The sequence below is a fragment of the Aeoliella straminimaris genome (assembly GCF_024054565.1).
GTDB lineage: Bacteria > Planctomycetota > Planctomycetia > Pirellulales > Lacipirellulaceae > Aeoliella > Aeoliella straminimaris.
This window is the reverse complement of record NZ_JAMXLR010000065.1, coordinates 58,970-74,068: the sequence shown is the minus strand read 5'-3', so window position 1 is coordinate 74,068 and position 15,099 is coordinate 58,970. Positions and strand designations below refer to the sequence as shown.

Genomic DNA, 15,099 nt, shown 5'->3' with positions numbered 1-15,099 from the left:
CGCAAGACTTTGCAGGGGGAGTTTGGGCACAGCCGGCATCTTTGGGGAACGACCGGCCATCCATGTGAGTGTACGCATGGTCACATTGGGTGACAAGAAGCAGTGAAAACCCCGGGCAAATAAGTTTTTTGGGATTCCCACCAAACGACCTTGACGCAGTAGGGTAGGGCCAGTATTTTTCGCCCCGTCAGACGCACGACACGGCTGACACCTGCGGCACGGGCCAGTGCCCCGAGGTTCGGTCTTGCGGCGATTCGCCTCAGACGGTAAACCTCACGCAGTGGCCTAAGCCTCGGACGTGTTAGATTCGATACTGCTCCCGGATATCCGAATTTACCAAATCAGCTAACAGGCGTAGCCGCAAACCTAGCTCACTGCTAACATAAGACAACTGACGCCATCGGAAAGCATTCTCCCCCCACACGCTTTCCCCGGCGTCCGCCCCGAGCGCAGGCGAAATTGCGTCCAATCGCTCCCGGAAGAGTTCGCCGTCCTTTGCCCCCCTGGGACGTAGCTTTTCTGGGAGCTTTTTTTGCGCGCTCAGCAAGTTCTGCTGCTCTTCTGCCGGTGGGTCCACTCTCGCGTTGGCACGATCCACAACTCTCGCTACACTACGCCGCCCCAAAGGACTGGTTGGTCGCAAACAACGTGTGCGCGGCGGTCTGTCAACCCAAAGTGGAGTCACTGGCATGCATGCCGTTCGACCATCGAATTCTGCAAGAGACGTCCTCGATCATCATGCGCAACTGCGCGCTGCACGCGAAGTGTTGCGGATGGAGGCCGTGGCCGTTTGGAAACTCTCTACCACCATTGATCACTCCTTCACCCACGCCATCGAGTTGGTGCGTAACAGCGCGGGTAGTGTGATCGTTACCGGCATGGGGAAGGCTGGCCTGGTGGGTCAGAAAATTGCTGCGACGCTTGCCTCGACCGGCACGCGCAGCCACTTCATGCATCCGGCCGAGGCCTTCCACGGCGACCTGGGTCGCATTGCCGAAGAAGACGTCGTGCTGATGCTCACCCAAAGCGGCGAGACTAGCGAGGTCGTGCAATTGTTGCCTTCGCTGCGGAACATGCGTGTGCCCATCATTGCGATCACCGCCAGTAGCGAGTCGAAGGTAGGCCGGGCGGCCACTTGCGTGTTGGAACTGGGCGACTTGGAGGAAGCCTGTTCGTTGGGCCTGGCGCCCAGCACCAGCACGACCGCCATGCTTGCCCTGGGCGATGCCTTGGCCTTGGTGCTCAGCAAATTGGCCGGCTTTGCGGCCGAAGACTTTGCCCGCTTTCATCCCGGCGGCAGTCTGGGGTTCAAACTCAGCAAAGTGGACGATCACATGCGTGGGCTGTCCGAATGCCGGGTGGCCGAGGACACCAAGACGGTGCGCGAAGTGATTGTAAGTTGCAGCCGCCCCGGTCGGCGCAGCGGTGCGGTCATGTTGGTTTCGGACGTGGGCGAGTTGTCCGGCATCTTTACCGATAGCGACCTTGCCCGATTGGTGGAATGTCACGACGAGCAGGCGCTCGATCGCCCCATCAGCGAGGTAATGACCAAGAGTTGCGCCCGAGTGCAATTGGGCGCCCGCACCGAACTGGCCATCGAGATTCTGGCCGAGCGTAAGATCAGCGAGCTGCCGGTGGTCGACCACGAAGGTTGCCCTGTGGGCATGATCGACGTGACCGATGTAATGAGCAGCAACGGCCAACAAGAAGAACGTGACGACGAACGCCCGACCATTCGAGTGTTCCCCAAATCGGCCCCCGACAACAAACGCCAAGGAGAAGTAGCATGAACTATTTGCGCCTTGCCATTCTCACTGCAATCGTTTCGTCGACGTGTGCATCGACGTTGTGGGGGCAGAATTACAAGTACGAATTCGAAGCGCGGGAGTTCGAGGTCGCGTCGACCGCCAGAATGCCACAGGAGATCGAGCTAGCGCCGATTGGCACGCTGAAGCGTACGGAGATTGAATTCGCCGGCCACGATTCCGCCTATGGGGAGAACCATTGGGGCGAAATGGAACTGGGGCGGAACAAAACCAATCTGAATGGCCCGCTGGTGTTCTATTACGAAGTGCATGAAATCGAAGCGATGAAGCAGCGGGTCGCCGAGGCCGACGTGGTGGACGAGAGCGCTACGTTTCCGAAGCGGCGTTCGTCTGTCGCTCGAGGACTCTGCTTTGGGTGCCGGACCGTTTTCGCTCGACCCCCTGTTGCGCCAAAAGAGACGGCGGGACTGACGGTCAGAACCGTCGGCGAACCTGTCGGCCGCAGCCGGTACGACGGCAAGCCTGCGGTGGCAATTGCCAAGGATAAGAATGGTTTCATCGTCGTGAACTACGCCGATAGCGAGCTGCTGGGCTTGGCGCCGTAGCATCGAACCACGAGTGCTGTAGTCGCTGTTCCACCGTCACTGCAAACATCAGGAGTCGTCCGATGAAGCGGCATGGTTGCCAACTAGCATTCACCCTCTCGCTGTTGATGACATTCGTATCGATGGCCATGGGGCAGGAGCTCCAAATGAAACCCGCATGGACGGGTTACATCGATATCGATACCTCCCGCGCGGTTCCGGACGAAGTGCAGGTGGAATCGCTCGCTACGATCGAGCGGACGTACATCGGGTTGGAGGAAGACGCACCGGTGCAATACGTCGATCAATGGGGTGAGAAAATCGATCTGATGGGCACGGTCGCGCGGAGAGTGTCGTATACGGGCAGAGGGTGCCGTGGTTCTGCGCCTCCTCCGCCTTATCCCAATTTCGACGCGTCGGTCGACAAGCCGCAATTCTCCTTCGCTCGCTACTACCTCGACAACCTGCCCACCGACAAAGCCGAGGCCCACTATCGCTTTGTCATTCCCGGTAATCGCTTCGCAGAGGTAAATTTCCTTTATGAGGAGCCTCAGTTTACTCCGCTCGAGCCCGTCATCGAGCTCTCTCGCTTCGGGGCCGTCGACAGCACCCAGGGCGGCGACGTGGAACTCGACCAGTGGCAGGACGAGCTGCTGGTGGTGAACGACCTTGACGATGTGCCCGAGGGGACTCAGGTGTTCCTGGCCTGCAGTGTCGACCAGTGGCGAAAGGACGGCTTCGTATGTCGCGCCGTACCCGAACGCGAGCTGCAGGTGCGTCGTGAATTGTTGACGGGGTTTTACAACTGGACGCTTCGCAGTTGGGGGCCACCGCAAGATGTAAAGGTATTCGCCTTTAGCATTGCCATGATTCGCTGAATTTCAGTGAGCACCAGCAACCTATCCGACTAGTTCTCGACCAGCCACTTACTGTTCATGATCCCTCGCCTCCTTCGCAGTGCTGCCGCCTTCGCCTCGCTGGTCGTGGCGTATCTGGTGTACGTCAACACGGTGGCGCCGATTGTCGAACCAAGTGTGAAGAGGTCGCAAAAAACGGTTACGCCCGTCGATGTCGAGGGAAGCTATCAGGCGTTCAGCCGCTATGGCGACCTGTTAGCCTCCTACTTTCCCGAGGGCCATTGGACGCTGTCCGATCCGCTGCCGATGGTGGTCTTGCGCGATCGGATGATGCTGGTGCTGAAGGGCTATCGCAACAACGACGATGGCAGCATGGATCTGGATGAGTGCGCGGCGCTGCTATTACCTTCGGATTGGGAGTTCGGCAGCCCGGCTCCCCGAGATGCAGTGATCATCGAAGCACCGGGTGGCGCCCACCTGAAGTTCGACGACGACTTCAATCCTGCCAGCGGCAAGATCGGCAAGATCGTGGGAGGCCGTTTCCCCGGAGTGATCACCATACGCAGCGACATGGAGACGCCCGGTCCGGCGGACGACCTGCTAATCAAGACCCGCGATCTGGTGATCGCCGACGAGGGGCTGGTTCGCACCGATGCGCTGGTCGAGGCACGGCTGGGCCCCCACCACGGTAGCGGGCGCAAGCTGGCGATTCGTCTGAATCGCGATCTGCACAAGAAACAAGGCTTGAGCATCAATGGAGTGAAGTCGCTCACGATTCAGGAGGACGTCAACTTCGTGTTCGATGCGGGCGAGACCGACCTGTTCGGTCAGGAGAAGGCACAAGACAAGCTGGCGATGCGGACAGTATATCCATCGCCTCGGCCCATTCGCTTGACATCGGCCACGACGCCGATGGCGGAGTCGAACCTGGTGGAGGTGAAATGTGGCGGTCGCTTCTTCTTCGACATGCTGAATTACGTCGCCACGCTGGACAACACGGTGGTGGTCACCCGTCAGCGGCTCGATGGCCCCTACGATCAACTCGACTGCCACGAGTTATCGGTGAAGTTCTCGCCGGTTGATAAGGATGGTGTGCCGATCGAAAGCGACGATCCGAACGTGGCTCGTCGCCAGCGCGAGGCGGTGGGGTCGATGAAGCCCATCCTGGTGACAGCTACCGGCCACCCGGTGAAGGCGCAGTCGGATGTGGAGAACGCAGAATTGCGGGCCAACCGAGTGCGGATCAACCTATACTCTCGGCGAATTACGCTGGATGATAGCAGCGAGGTCATGCTGCGTTACGGTTCGAGCGAAGGACTGGCGCCGCTGATCGAATATCAGATGCCCGAAGAATCTTCGCCCCGCGCGGTGGGAGAGCTCTCCATGGCCGGCCCTGGTCGGCTGCGGGCAGTGCCCGACGCCACGCGACCCGATCGGATCATCGACATCTCCTGGCAGGCGGCCGCCGACACACGATTCCCGGTGCAGCTCACGCGACGCGACGGGCAACCGGTTTTGGTGCTGAGTGGCCAGCCCGTGGTCGACGCGCACCGCTTGGGCAAGATTACCTCCGCCCGGATGGAAGTCGAGCTGCGGGAAGTACCTGCCGACGGCCCAGACGGCCCCGCCTTCGAGGTGTCGAAGAGCAAGCACAAGCTGGCGATCGTACCCGAGCGGCTGATGGCCTCGGGCGACGTAGTGTTTGCCTCGCCGAAGCTGTCGGGGCGGACGCATCTGCTGGAAGGCAACTTCGAACCCTGGCAATCTGCCAGCCCGGGCCAAGTGAGCGAAGCTTCGAACGGTATGCGGCTGGATGGCAGCAACGACAAGCCGGCTGGCAAGCGGTACGATCTGTGGGCCAATCAGATCAACCTCGACCTGGCGCTGGCGGGCAAGTCGGCCGAACCGACGAACGTAATGTGCGACGGTTCGGTGGTGTTCCGCGAACTTGACGCCAAGCCGGGCGAGGAACCGCTGGTAGTACGTGGCCAACGGATGTCGGTGCGTGATGTCGACACCGATGCCAAGATCACCGTTACTGGTCGACGCGATCCGCAACTCGGAGGGCCCGGCACCGCAACAATCACCGCGCGGGGAATGACCCTGGCAGCCGAACGTCTGGACGCCGATCAGTCGACAGGGCGATTCTGGAGCAACGGACCTGGCATGGCCACGATGAACGTCGATGGCGAATTGTTCGGACAACTGTCCGGTACCACGACGCCGGTGACTTTGACCTGGCAAACGGGCCTCGACGCCGCGGGGCAGCGCATCGTCGCCAGCGGTCGGGCGTTGGTGGAAAGTCAGCACGGCTGGGTGCAGGCCGACCAATTGGTGGCGCTGCTGACCAAGCCGTTGAGCGTTGGCCGCGACGCCGCCGACGGCAAAGTCGAGCTGGCCCGCGTTTCTCTCGAAGGAAACGTCGTCGGCGACTATCGTGGCCAGGACGACCAAGGCCAGATCTCGCACGAGAACTTTCAGGTCGAGCAAATTGCTTACGACCACCTGACTGGCAACATCCAAGGTCGCGGGCCGGGCGTATTGCGCTCGGTGCGGTTGTCGACCGGATCGCTGGGCTTTGCCGACTTGGCCGGGGCTCCTGGTCACCGGCCGCATCCCGAGCAACCCTCGAAGAAAGAAGAGCCGCATCTGCAATACGCACGCCTCGACTTCAACGACGGTATCTCGGGCAATGTGAACCAGCGGATCGTGCGGTTCCATGGTCGGGTGCGCGGCGTATACGGACCGGTGGACGATTGGAAGGACGAGCTACCGCTCTATGCACCGGGCCGGCTGCCGAGCGACACGGTAACGCTATCGTGCGAGACGCTGGAAGTGAACGAAGACCCGTTGGCCCGTCCCGCCAAGAAGAACAAGCTCGGCCCGCTCGAGGTGCGAGCGCTCACCAATGTCGACATCGAAGGTCGCTCGGCCAAAAGCGGAGTGTTCCAGGCGCAGGCCATGATGGCCAGCTACAGCCAGGCCAAAGACCTGTTTGTGCTGGAGGGCGACGGGCGGCAGGACGCCATGATCCGCACCAGGGATTACCAGGGCCGGGAAGGCAAGGGCGGCGGGCAGCGGCTCGAGTACTACCGCACCAGTGGCGAGTTTAACGGCATCAATGTTTCGCCCATCGAGCTCCAGCAAACGACACCGCGCAGCGCCCAGCCGACACGCTCGCCGCGGAATGGACCGATCCGGTAAAATGACCAATGACGAAGTTCCCAGTGACCAACGCCATGTGACCGTTGGTTATTGGTCCTACGGCATTGGTCATCTCGCTTGCCTGCGGGCTGCCCGCGGAGCTCGACCTCAGGCCCCCAGGACGTTGTGGTGGTACCTTCACTCGCCCAGGCGTTCCCCGAGCAGCCATTCGTAGAACATCGGGTTGTCGTACGTCTCGGTCCACGAGTCGTGCATTGCCTCGGGATAGACGGTCAGTCTGGGATGTCCACCCGCTTCGCGCAAAGCGTCGATGCAGTTGGTGGTGCTTTCAAGTTTCACTACGGGGTCCTTCGCGCCGTGAAATGCCCACAGCGGTACGTCGACCAGCGCGGCCACCTCTTGAGGATTGCCACTCCCGCAGATGGGAGCGACGGCCGCAAACCGCTCTGGCGCTGCGGTAGCCAACCGCCAGGACCCGAACCCACCCATGCTCAATCCGGTGAGGTACTCCCGGTTGGTATCGACGTTCAGCTCCTTCTCAAGCTTGTCGAGCAGCGCTTGCAGTTGATCGGCCTGCCAGCCACGCGGCACGTTGCGCTCGGCGTAACTGCATTGAGGAGAGACAAGGATGAATGGAAACTGCCTGCCAGCCGCCACCTGCTTGGGAGGACCATGTTTGGCCACGTTGGGAAGCTGCTCTTCGCTGCCGTCGCCGCGTTCGCCCGCACCATGCAGGAACAGCACCAACGGCCAGGGTTTGCCGGTGGCCTGGTAGTCTTCGGGCACGTACAGCAAGAAGGGCACCTCCACTTCGCGGGGAGTATCGCCTTCGATGGTGACTTGCAGCCGCGTGGCGATTTGCTCGCCTGGCATGGGTTGCAGGTCGTCGGCCAGCAGAAGGGGGCACGCTGCGAAGCAAACAGCGAACGCAAGCAATCGAGTCGGCATGGGGGGACTCCTCAGATAGAAGGTGTTCCAGGCTAGCACTTGGCAACTTTAAGGCCTAAAACTGTTATACCACGATCACACTCTGTTTACCTGATGGGCGGCTTCATGACGCGTTACTTCATCGGAATCGATGTCGGCGGCACCACCAGCACCGTGGCGATCGGCGATGCCGAGCAACGGATTCTGCTGGTTTCGGATCAGTTCGAGACCAACTCGGCCCTGGGGCCGGCGCCGCTGATCGAAGCGGTGATCGAAGCCGTGTTGGGGGGCGTCGAAAACCTGGGAGGTAGACCGGGCCAGATCGAAATGGCCACGATCGCCACGCCCGGTCCCGCCACGCTCGACGGCGTGCTGCTCAAGACGCCCAACCTGAAAGCGGAGTACTGGGACCGATTTAACATCCGCCAGGCGCTCCAAGAAGGGTTTGTCGCCCGCGGCATCGAGATTCCGGTTCGCTACATTGGTGATGGACAGGCCGCCGCGCTGGGAGAGTACTCCATCCGCAGTGGCCACCTGCAGTACGACGAAGTGCAGCGTGAACTGGCGACCGACGAGAAGCTGCGATCGCTGTTCATGGTGATCGTCGGCACCGGCCTGGGCGGCGGCGAGGTACGCGATGGCCAGGTGGTGCGGGGCATGGAAGGACGCGCGGGCCACGCGGGGCATCTGCTGCTGCCCGAGTTCGCCTTCCGCTACGAGCACGACCGCAAGCTGCAGGTGGGCAACGCCTACTCAACGGTTGAATCGGCCGTATCGCTCACCGGGCTGACCCATCAACTGGAGTACCGTCTGACGCTCGACGAGTGGAGCAACCATCCCTTCCACCAGCAGCCCGGCACCGTTCGTGACAAAGCGAAGCGCCTTCGCGAGATGGCCACCGAAGGCGATGCCCTGGCCCAGCAGTTGTTCGACGACCAGGCGCGTGCGCTCGGCATCGCCCTGTTGGATATCAACTACCTGGGCGATTACGACCAGATCGTTATCGGCGGCGGGGTGTGCGACCTGGCGCCGGAGGTGCGCGAGCGATATCGCCTACATGCCGAGGCATCGTACCGCGCCCACGCGCTGGACGGCTTCCGCAACCTCGACCGCTTTGAGTTCTCTGCGTGTGGTGATGCCGCCCCGGTGATCGGCGCACTGGCTCACAGTTATAGCTGAAGGGCATAGCCCGGCCGCTCCACGCGTACGGTGACCGGTTTCGGTGGCAGTACCCCGGCTATCGCAGCGTCCACGTGGTGATCTGGACCACCAGCGCACCGATGCCCATAAATACCACAATCCACAGGGCGAACCGCCAGGCGTGGCTGAGTATGTCGGGCACCTCTTCGTGACGCGTGGCCGCGTACACCAGGCTGACACTTACCAGCAGCGGGAGCGCGTACCACAATCGCTCGGTCATGGCGGCCAGTGGCAGAAGCGTAAGCAGTAGTGGGTTCATGGCGGCGCGCGGCCTCACTCGCTGGATTCTTGTTTATCGGTACCCGGGTTGTCGGGCTTCTCCCCGGGCGGTGGCAACGCGACCAAAGGTCCCCACCGCGCATCGCAAATGGCTAGCACGTTCAGCAGCCCAGCCACCATGGTGAATACGGTGCCGAGTTCGAAATTGTAGTTCAGGTCGTGATTCCACTTCTGCTGTTCGGTGGCGTGGTAGACGATTTCTTCGTTAAAGTCCTTGGTCTGGAAGTACTCGGCGTCGCGTTCTGTCTTTGACTTGTTCGGAAAGAGCCGCTCGGCATCCAGCGGCGTGTAGGGCGGGCGTTCGAAATTGTCGCCGAACAGGTCGAGCGGTGCCTTACCGGACTCGACGCGCCACGCCTGCACGTAGGCGGGCAGCGCGACCACACCCACCGGTAGCTGACAAAAATAGTGCCAACGGCCTGCGTTCTCAAAGGCCCTGGCGATGGCTTGCCTGCTGATGCCCATCGGAATCGGGGGGCGGGTGCTCGAGGCATACACCACGCGGCCACCGCCCAGGTACATGCCATAGGCGAAAGTGCCCAGGATGGTGATCATGAACAGCAGGCCCTTGCCGGTCCGCCGCTGGTACAGATGCCCGAGCCCTGGCACTAACCACGCCAGAAAGGCGGCCAGGCGGGCATTGCGAAGATCGACCTCCGGAACGTCGGAGGTGGTTTGGGATGGATTCTCGGCCATTGAGCTCGTCGCGGGACGGGGGCGGTCTCAGCATACGGACGGTTCTTCGCCCGACCAAACCCTATATTGTGCCCCAAACTACGATTCTTGGCCAGATCGGGAGAAATCACTGCGAAGACCGGCCGGGGCGCTCAATGAGCATTTCCAGGCGGTTGTCCCCGTCGGTAACGATTTCCGCCCGCAGGGGAGTATGGTCCAGCTGCGAATAGGAGAGTGGAACGATGCTGCTATCCGAATGCTCGTGCTCATCCGGGGCTGCTACCACCTTCTCCGCGGATGGCAAGTACTGAACGATCAACACGCGGTACTCGCCCGCCATAGCGCCATCGGTGGTATCGAAGGTCCCCAACTCGAACTCGCCACGAGAGTTGATCTTTCCGCGCGCCGAGGGGCCGGCCGACTGGGGCACCAGGTTGACCACTCCGTACCGCACGGGCGTTCCGTCTTCGAAGCGGACCACTCCACTTGCTGGGTAGGTAGGCGGCCGGGCATCGCCGCAACCGGTGGCAGCGACCAGTAGCATTGCCAGCAGCATGCTGGGCGCGCGAGAAATTTGGCACAACGGCGGGCACCTCATCGCACGGCTCCGCCAGAATTGCCGACGCGTCGAGGGGCCGCTTCGCCCCGAGTGCACATGTTTTGCAGAACAACCACGTCGACAAAATTGTCGATCAGTTGAACCGATCCATCCGCCATGGCAAACGGACAGATTTCCTGATGCCAACTGCCGAATCCGATAGCGGGTACCGTGTCATCGTCTGCGCCGCGAGCAAGCGGAACACCAGGACCACCAATCCGAGCAAAGGCCGGCAGATCCTTGCCGTTATACATGGGACCATTCTCGGGGACTTGTGCCAGGCGATCGGCCGGTACGTGCAACTCGCCAACGAGTGCCGTATGAGTAGTGCCGTCGACGATGTCCTTGATGCGTACTTTGTCGAGCCATCCCGCTGGATTGCCTGCGCGGCAAAGTGGGCGGCTAGAAATGATGACACCCGTGCCATTGCCACCGCGCCAGTAGGCTTGCACACCGGCAGAACCGCCGGTGTAGTCGCCGTGGTTGGCCGCGTAGTCGCCCACTGCCCCTCCGGTCAGTTTGACCGTTTCGGTGTAACTGCAACCACAGGCGTAGTAGAGTTCCTGTTCGACGACGCTGGAGGGAATCACCGATTCGCTGGCTGTGCGGCGTGTCGGACAGACAAACACCGCTGGGGCGAACTCGCGAACGTGGTCAGGGTGATCTTCGAAGGCATCGTAAACCTGCCAATCGAGGGACTGCTGTTCGAGAAATGGCAGAATGCGAACCAACCACGATGGCTGGGTTGTTTCGCAAAGATTACCGTCCTCGTAGCTCAAGGCGCGGAGCCGCGCTGGAGGATAGGCCTCGTTCGTGTCATGAAACTGGATGGTCGCCAGGCTGATCTGTTTCAGATGGTTCTTGCATTGCGTCAAGCGGGCCGCTTCGCGAGCGGACTGCACCGCCGGAAGCAGCATCGCAATCAACATGCCGATGATGGCGATCACCACCAGCAGCTCGACCAGAGTAAAGCCCGCCAGTCGCTTGGGACGGGTAGAGCGAACCGAGTGGCCATGGATATGGTTGGGCGCAATGCTTCGCATAGTAGTCGGTCTCTCGCCTTGTGCATGCAATAGGTTAGTTAGAACTCTAATTGCACACCGATAGGGATCGGTCCACCTGCTGTGCGTGCGTCTCCCGGCTCGCCTGAGGAATCATTGCAATGAGAGTCGCGGCGTAAATGATCAATGATTCCGGTGGCCGTGTCAATCAAAAAAGAAGCCCCCCTGCGGATGAAAAACCGCAGAGGGGCGACTCTAGCAACTGCGAGTAACTAGCCCACGATGCGACGCCACTGCCATGGCAGCACGGCAGCCGCCATCAGTCCCAGCATCCAGGCGGTGACGGGTTCGGGAACAGCCGACACCGCAAAATCGATGTTGAACGTGCCCGACGACTGCAGGTTGCCACCCAGATCGACCAAACGCAGTTCGGCCGAATAGGTTCCTGGCACCGCATCCGCTTCGGTCCAGAACACGGGCTCGAACGGCAGCGCGGTCAGGTCGCCGACTTCCAGCGTTTCGCCAGCAGTGAGGCCCTCGCTGCCCAGATACAATCCGGGGGTGATGGACACCACCTCGAGTCCCAACTGCACTCCGTCGAGCGACCCCTGGTAACCCATTGCACTGCTGTTGTACATGTAGGTTTCCGGTGCGTCCTCGGCGAAGCCCGCCATGTCGTGGATGTTGGCAATCGTCAAATCGCTGTAGTGCTCGCCGTTCTCGCCGCTAACCAACTTGCCAGCGTACTCCCCACTGCCCGTTTGCAGGGTGAGAGGGGCCTGACCGGTGTAGGTCTCGGGAAGTCGGTTGTTGCTGTTAGTGGGAGTCGCTGTGGGGCTTTCCACGGGGCCTTCGTAGGAATGCGCCCCGATGCCGTGAAAGTGATTCGACTCGGGAGATTCCTCGTTCGGGTGAGCATAGAGAAACGTCAGTCGATCCTGATTGGGGTTGGAAAGTCCCAGGTAGGTTCCGTACGTGATCTCGCTACGCGTATCGAGCCCAACATAGTAATTGAGGAACTCTGCCGAAGCACTCTGCGCGAGGCACGACAGTCCCATGGCCACACAGGCAATGCTTGTCTTCATCTTTGTCACGATTCTATCTCCAGTTTGAAATCTCAGTCAATGTAAATCTGCTGCTCACGATCGTCGCCCAGTGCGCGTACCGCGAGCGATCACCAGGCAAAAACGTTTTGCTTGGCGCTAATTGGATAAATTCAACAGCTCATTCGCAGTAGAAGTGCGAGACGCATCCCACCCAGGGTGGGCGACACCTCGCCGATACTGCGCTAAGAGATTTCCAGCGGAGGGCCGCGAGGAAGACAGTCGTTGCAGACTTCGATCGTTCGGGCCGCAAGATCGCGTGGCCCGAGTTGTCTTGCGCCTGCGTCCAGCAGCAGGTGGACCTTGCTCGTCGGCGGCCAAAGGCCGGCGCCCGCCAGAACTCGACAGGCAAAGCAATCGGAGCAGGGAATCAGATCACCCGACTGCTGTGACGAAACCAATTGCCGGCAGTCGTCTGGCGTCGCCGGCGTGCCACAGGCAAAGGTTGCCGTCGTCCAGTCGACAATCTGACCCAGGGAGCAAAGTTGGCAGTGACAACCCAACAGCGCATGCAGGTTCGGACCGACGCTGCCCAACGCAACGGCGAGTCCCAGGATCCAGAGCGCAAGTTGTCGCTGGTCACGCCCCATGCGGTGCCACTTTCTCCTGGATGAAGTGACCCAGCAGTAACATCAGTCCGAACACCGTCAGCAGGGCGAGCGACATGGGCTCTGGCACCGAACTGCCGGTAACCAACGCCGCCGCCGGCGCGAGCGAATCGCCGAAGTTGTCCTTCCACGCCAGGTAGTCGGCCGTATCAATCACACCTTCGCTGGCGCCGGAGTTGTCTCCGTTAGCGGCCAAATTGGTGGTCGAACCGAGCGTGTTGCGCCACACCGTGTAGTCGGCTAGATCCACCAGGCCATCGCCGTTGTAGTCGCCGGTGAGCACCGGGGGCGAGGTGAGCATCTCGATTTTGTCGGCCACCCAGTTTTGCGCCGCCAGCAGAGCATCGCTGCCAAGTGCACTGGTCCGCATCGCCAGAAACACGGGATCGCTCGTTTCCACGCCATCCATCCTCAGTTGCATCGATACCAGGTAGACCCCCGCAGCGGGCGTCGTGGCGTCGAGCGTGTCGACGCCGTACGCCGGGTGGGTATGGATCGAACCATCGAAGTCCGTGGTGTAAACCAGTCCGCCGGGTACCATTTGGTCGCTGGCGTCGGCGGTGAAGGTGCCGTTGTTCACGACGCGGAACGTCGTGTTATCGGGCACCACGAAGTCGACATCGTCGGCATTCAGTCCATTCAAGTCGTCGTCCAGTCCATCCCAGTAGTACAGATTCGATACGCTTTGCTCGACGGTCATCGTCAGGAAGTCGAAGTACAGGTCCGTACTTGCAGGCAGTGCACCTGCGGGCAGCAGCGGACTGTCCTCCGCAAGTGCAACGAACCCAGGGTTGCTGGCGCGATAGTTCGACAGCAGACCGGCGCCGTAAACCTGGGTGGGAATGGTGAAGTTGTTGCCTTCGATTTCTGCCAGGCCGGTCACCAGTTTTCCGTCCTGTTGCTGGACCATCATGTCAGCATGCTGTGCCCAGGCCATCGGCGCCAGGACCCCCGCGATCGTCAGCGTACAGAGAGCCCGAATTGGTTGTGTAGCAAACATGGCTGTGTAACGTCTCATGCGATAGGAACCGCGGCCGCCGCGACTTAGAACGCGCGGCGGCCACGGAGTAGGAAAGCCAGTTAACGACGCAGCACCGCGGCACCGCCGGCGACCGCCAGCAGCACCAGGGCGATGGAGCTTGGCTCGGGAACCAGTTGGCCAGAGATGTACTCTTCGGCCGCCTCGACGGCCCCTTCGAACTCCTCACCGGTTACCAGCAGCACCCAAGCGGTTTCGGACGGAGCCAGTCCCTCGAGTTGTAATGAAAGCGGTGCGAGATAGATGCCGCCGGAGGGTAGAGCGGTTGACACCGGGTCGTCGATATCGAGAAACGAATGGTCGTGGAACGAACCATCCGAGCCCGCGACGCCGCCGGTCTGCGTGATTACCAGGTTCGCAGGGCTGTCGACAAACGCCACGTCGCCGGTACCGTCCCAGTAAAACAGGTCCGAAGTCGCACCGGCCAGGACAACGGGCGTGTTCAACACGCTGGGCGCTTCGCCGGCGACCAGGCCCACGGCACCGGTGGGATTCGACGCCCCCAGCAGTCCCGGCAGACTGTTGCCGGCATTGAACATGCCCGGTTCGGTGGTGGTATAGAAGTTGTTGCCGGCAATGGCGTCGGTTTCCAGATCGGCTTCGAACACCCGCGTAGTGAGGTTTAGTTCGTCCGGCACTTCGGCGCCGCCGATCAGGGTTTTGTCACCGGACTCCGGCCGGCCCACGAAGATATCAAAGTGGCCATGCTCTTCTTCCTGGCCGAACGCCGCGACGGGCAGTGCACAAAGAGCCAAGAGCAAGGTAGCAAACTGGGTAGAGCGGTTCATTATCACAACTCGTTTCAAATGGAAAAAATCAAGGATGAATACCGACGCGCGCACCTTGGGCGCGAGTTGAGCTTGGAGTCGCGTCGCTGCGGTCTCGAGCGCGCGCACCTTCGGCGCAGACGCTTGCAAAACCGTTTCGCAGTGGCGCGTTACTGGGGCGGGCGGGCGAAGTTGTGGTCTTCGTCGACCCACTCGGCAATCTGCGAGGCGGGTATCACCTCGACGTGACCATCGGCATACAGATAGTTGGCCGCCGTGTGCGAATGTCGCTCGGTAGCGACCTCGAACTCGATTGCCTTCAGCCGATCTTCAGGTGTTGGATTCTCTTCAGAAAACCATTCCGGTGAGTGCACGTGATCGAACTGGTACTCCACTGCGGTGGTGTCGGCTGCTTCGAACAGCATGATGGTGTTATGCGTTTCGGGCAGGTCGAACAGGTTCGATATCATGTCGACCACTTCATCGGGGTGCACCAGCTTTTCCTGCTTGGTGGGGCGACGAAGATAGCC

13 protein-coding genes are annotated in these 15,099 nt (G+C 60.9%); 5 read left to right on the top strand and 8 right to left on the bottom strand.

Annotated features, from left to right (window positions below; all coding sequences use genetic code 11):
* Window positions 1–689: 689 nt before the first annotated feature.
* The 4 genes from NG895_RS19545 (at window position 690) to NG895_RS19530 (ending at window position 6,411) form a co-directional block, all read left to right on the top strand.
* Window positions 690–1,790: a KpsF/GutQ family sugar-phosphate isomerase gene (locus tag NG895_RS19545; protein WP_252854210.1), complete on the top strand. Its 1,101-nt coding sequence runs from the start codon at window positions 690–692 to the stop codon at window positions 1,788–1,790.
* Window positions 1,787–2,371, top strand: coding sequence for a hypothetical protein (locus NG895_RS19540; RefSeq protein WP_252854209.1), 585 nt, complete (start codon window positions 1,787–1,789; stop codon window positions 2,369–2,371). The genes NG895_RS19545 and NG895_RS19540 overlap by 4 nt, the downstream gene beginning before the upstream one ends.
* A gap of 62 nt (window positions 2,372–2,433) precedes the next feature.
* Window positions 2,434–3,228, top strand: a complete 795-nt coding sequence (locus NG895_RS19535; RefSeq protein ID WP_252854208.1) for a hypothetical protein — start codon at window positions 2,434–2,436, stop codon at window positions 3,226–3,228.
* A gap of 57 nt (window positions 3,229–3,285) precedes the next feature.
* Window positions 3,286–6,411: a hypothetical protein gene (locus tag NG895_RS19530; protein WP_252854207.1), complete on the top strand. Its 3,126-nt coding sequence runs from the start codon at window positions 3,286–3,288 to the stop codon at window positions 6,409–6,411.
* A 138-nt stretch (window positions 6,412–6,549) separates the two neighbouring features.
* Here NG895_RS19530 and NG895_RS19525 read toward each other — a convergent pair whose 3' ends face one another.
* A complete protein-coding gene (locus NG895_RS19525) occupies window positions 6,550–7,320 on the bottom strand; it encodes a carboxylesterase family protein (protein WP_252854206.1) in 771 nt (256 codons plus the stop codon).
* Between the two features lie 105 nt (window positions 7,321–7,425).
* On the opposite strand from NG895_RS19525, the gene NG895_RS19520 reads away from it, so the two are divergent.
* Window positions 7,426–8,478 carry an ROK family protein gene (locus tag NG895_RS19520; protein WP_252854205.1) on the top strand — a complete coding sequence of 351 codons (1,053 nt, stop codon included), beginning with the start codon at window positions 7,426–7,428 and terminating at the stop codon, window positions 8,476–8,478.
* Window positions 8,479–8,536: 58 nt separating this feature from the next.
* Here the strand turns inward: NG895_RS19520 and NG895_RS19515 are convergent, their stop codons facing one another.
* The 7 genes from NG895_RS19515 to NG895_RS19485 all read right to left on the bottom strand — a co-directional run bounded on the left by NG895_RS19515 (window position 8,537) and on the right by NG895_RS19485 (window position 14,590).
* Entirely contained in the window at window positions 8,537–8,758 is a 222-nt protein-coding gene (locus tag NG895_RS19515; protein ID WP_252854204.1) for a hypothetical protein, read from the bottom strand.
* A 14-nt stretch (window positions 8,759–8,772) separates the two neighbouring features.
* Window positions 8,773–9,474, bottom strand: a complete 702-nt coding sequence (locus tag NG895_RS19510; RefSeq protein ID WP_252854203.1) for a DUF6677 family protein — start codon at window positions 9,472–9,474, stop codon at window positions 8,773–8,775.
* A gap of 106 nt (window positions 9,475–9,580) precedes the next feature.
* Window positions 9,581–9,997, bottom strand: coding sequence for a hypothetical protein (locus tag NG895_RS19505; protein ID WP_252854202.1), 417 nt, complete (start codon window positions 9,995–9,997; stop codon window positions 9,581–9,583).
* Between the two features lie 50 nt (window positions 9,998–10,047).
* Entirely contained in the window at window positions 10,048–11,094 is a 1,047-nt protein-coding gene (locus NG895_RS19500) for a DUF1559 family PulG-like putative transporter (protein ID WP_252854201.1), read from the bottom strand.
* Window positions 11,095–11,324: 230 nt separating this feature from the next.
* Window positions 11,325–12,137 carry an all3515 family Zur-repressed PEP-CTERM protein gene (locus tag NG895_RS19495; protein WP_252854245.1) on the bottom strand — a complete coding sequence of 271 codons (813 nt, stop codon included), beginning with the start codon at window positions 12,135–12,137 and terminating at the stop codon, window positions 11,325–11,327.
* A 597-nt stretch (window positions 12,138–12,734) separates the two neighbouring features.
* Window positions 12,735–13,781 carry a hypothetical protein gene (locus tag NG895_RS19490; RefSeq protein ID WP_252854200.1) on the bottom strand — a complete coding sequence of 349 codons (1,047 nt, stop codon included), beginning with the start codon at window positions 13,779–13,781 and terminating at the stop codon, window positions 12,735–12,737.
* A gap of 62 nt (window positions 13,782–13,843) precedes the next feature.
* Window positions 13,844–14,590, bottom strand: coding sequence for a PEP-CTERM sorting domain-containing protein (locus NG895_RS19485; protein WP_252854199.1), 747 nt, complete (start codon window positions 14,588–14,590; stop codon window positions 13,844–13,846).
* Window positions 14,591–15,099: the final 509 nt, after the last annotated feature.

Excerpts from the sequence above, each read along its gene's own strand:
- NG895_RS19515 (WP_252854204.1), bottom strand. The coding sequence starts at position 8,758 with ATGAACCCACTACTGCTTACGCTTCTGCCACTGGCCGCCATGACCGAG.
- NG895_RS19510 (WP_252854203.1), bottom strand. The coding sequence starts at position 9,474 with ATGGCCGAGAATCCATCCCAAACCACCTCCGACGTTCCGGAGGTCGAT.
- NG895_RS19545 (WP_252854210.1), top strand. The coding sequence starts at position 690 with ATGCATGCCGTTCGACCATCGAATTCTGCAAGAGACGTCCTCGATCAT.
- NG895_RS19535 (WP_252854208.1), top strand. The coding sequence starts at position 2,434 with ATGAAGCGGCATGGTTGCCAACTAGCATTCACCCTCTCGCTGTTGATG.
- NG895_RS19485 (WP_252854199.1), bottom strand. The coding sequence starts at position 14,590 with ATGAACCGCTCTACCCAGTTTGCTACCTTGCTCTTGGCTCTTTGTGCA.
- NG895_RS19490 (WP_252854200.1), bottom strand. The coding sequence starts at position 13,781 with ATGAGACGTTACACAGCCATGTTTGCTACACAACCAATTCGGGCTCTC.
- NG895_RS19525 (WP_252854206.1), bottom strand. The coding sequence starts at position 7,320 with ATGCCGACTCGATTGCTTGCGTTCGCTGTTTGCTTCGCAGCGTGCCCC.
- NG895_RS19495 (WP_252854245.1), bottom strand. The coding sequence starts at position 12,137 with ATGAAGACAAGCATTGCCTGTGTGGCCATGGGACTGTCGTGCCTCGCG.
- NG895_RS19500 (WP_252854201.1), bottom strand. The coding sequence starts at position 11,094 with ATGCGAAGCATTGCGCCCAACCATATCCATGGCCACTCGGTTCGCTCT.
- NG895_RS19540 (WP_252854209.1), top strand. The coding sequence starts at position 1,787 with ATGAACTATTTGCGCCTTGCCATTCTCACTGCAATCGTTTCGTCGACG.
- NG895_RS19520 (WP_252854205.1), top strand. The coding sequence starts at position 7,426 with ATGACGCGTTACTTCATCGGAATCGATGTCGGCGGCACCACCAGCACC.
- NG895_RS19530 (WP_252854207.1), top strand. The coding sequence starts at position 3,286 with ATGATCCCTCGCCTCCTTCGCAGTGCTGCCGCCTTCGCCTCGCTGGTC.
- NG895_RS19505 (WP_252854202.1), bottom strand. The coding sequence starts at position 9,997 with ATGCTACTGGTCGCTGCCACCGGTTGCGGCGATGCCCGGCCGCCTACC.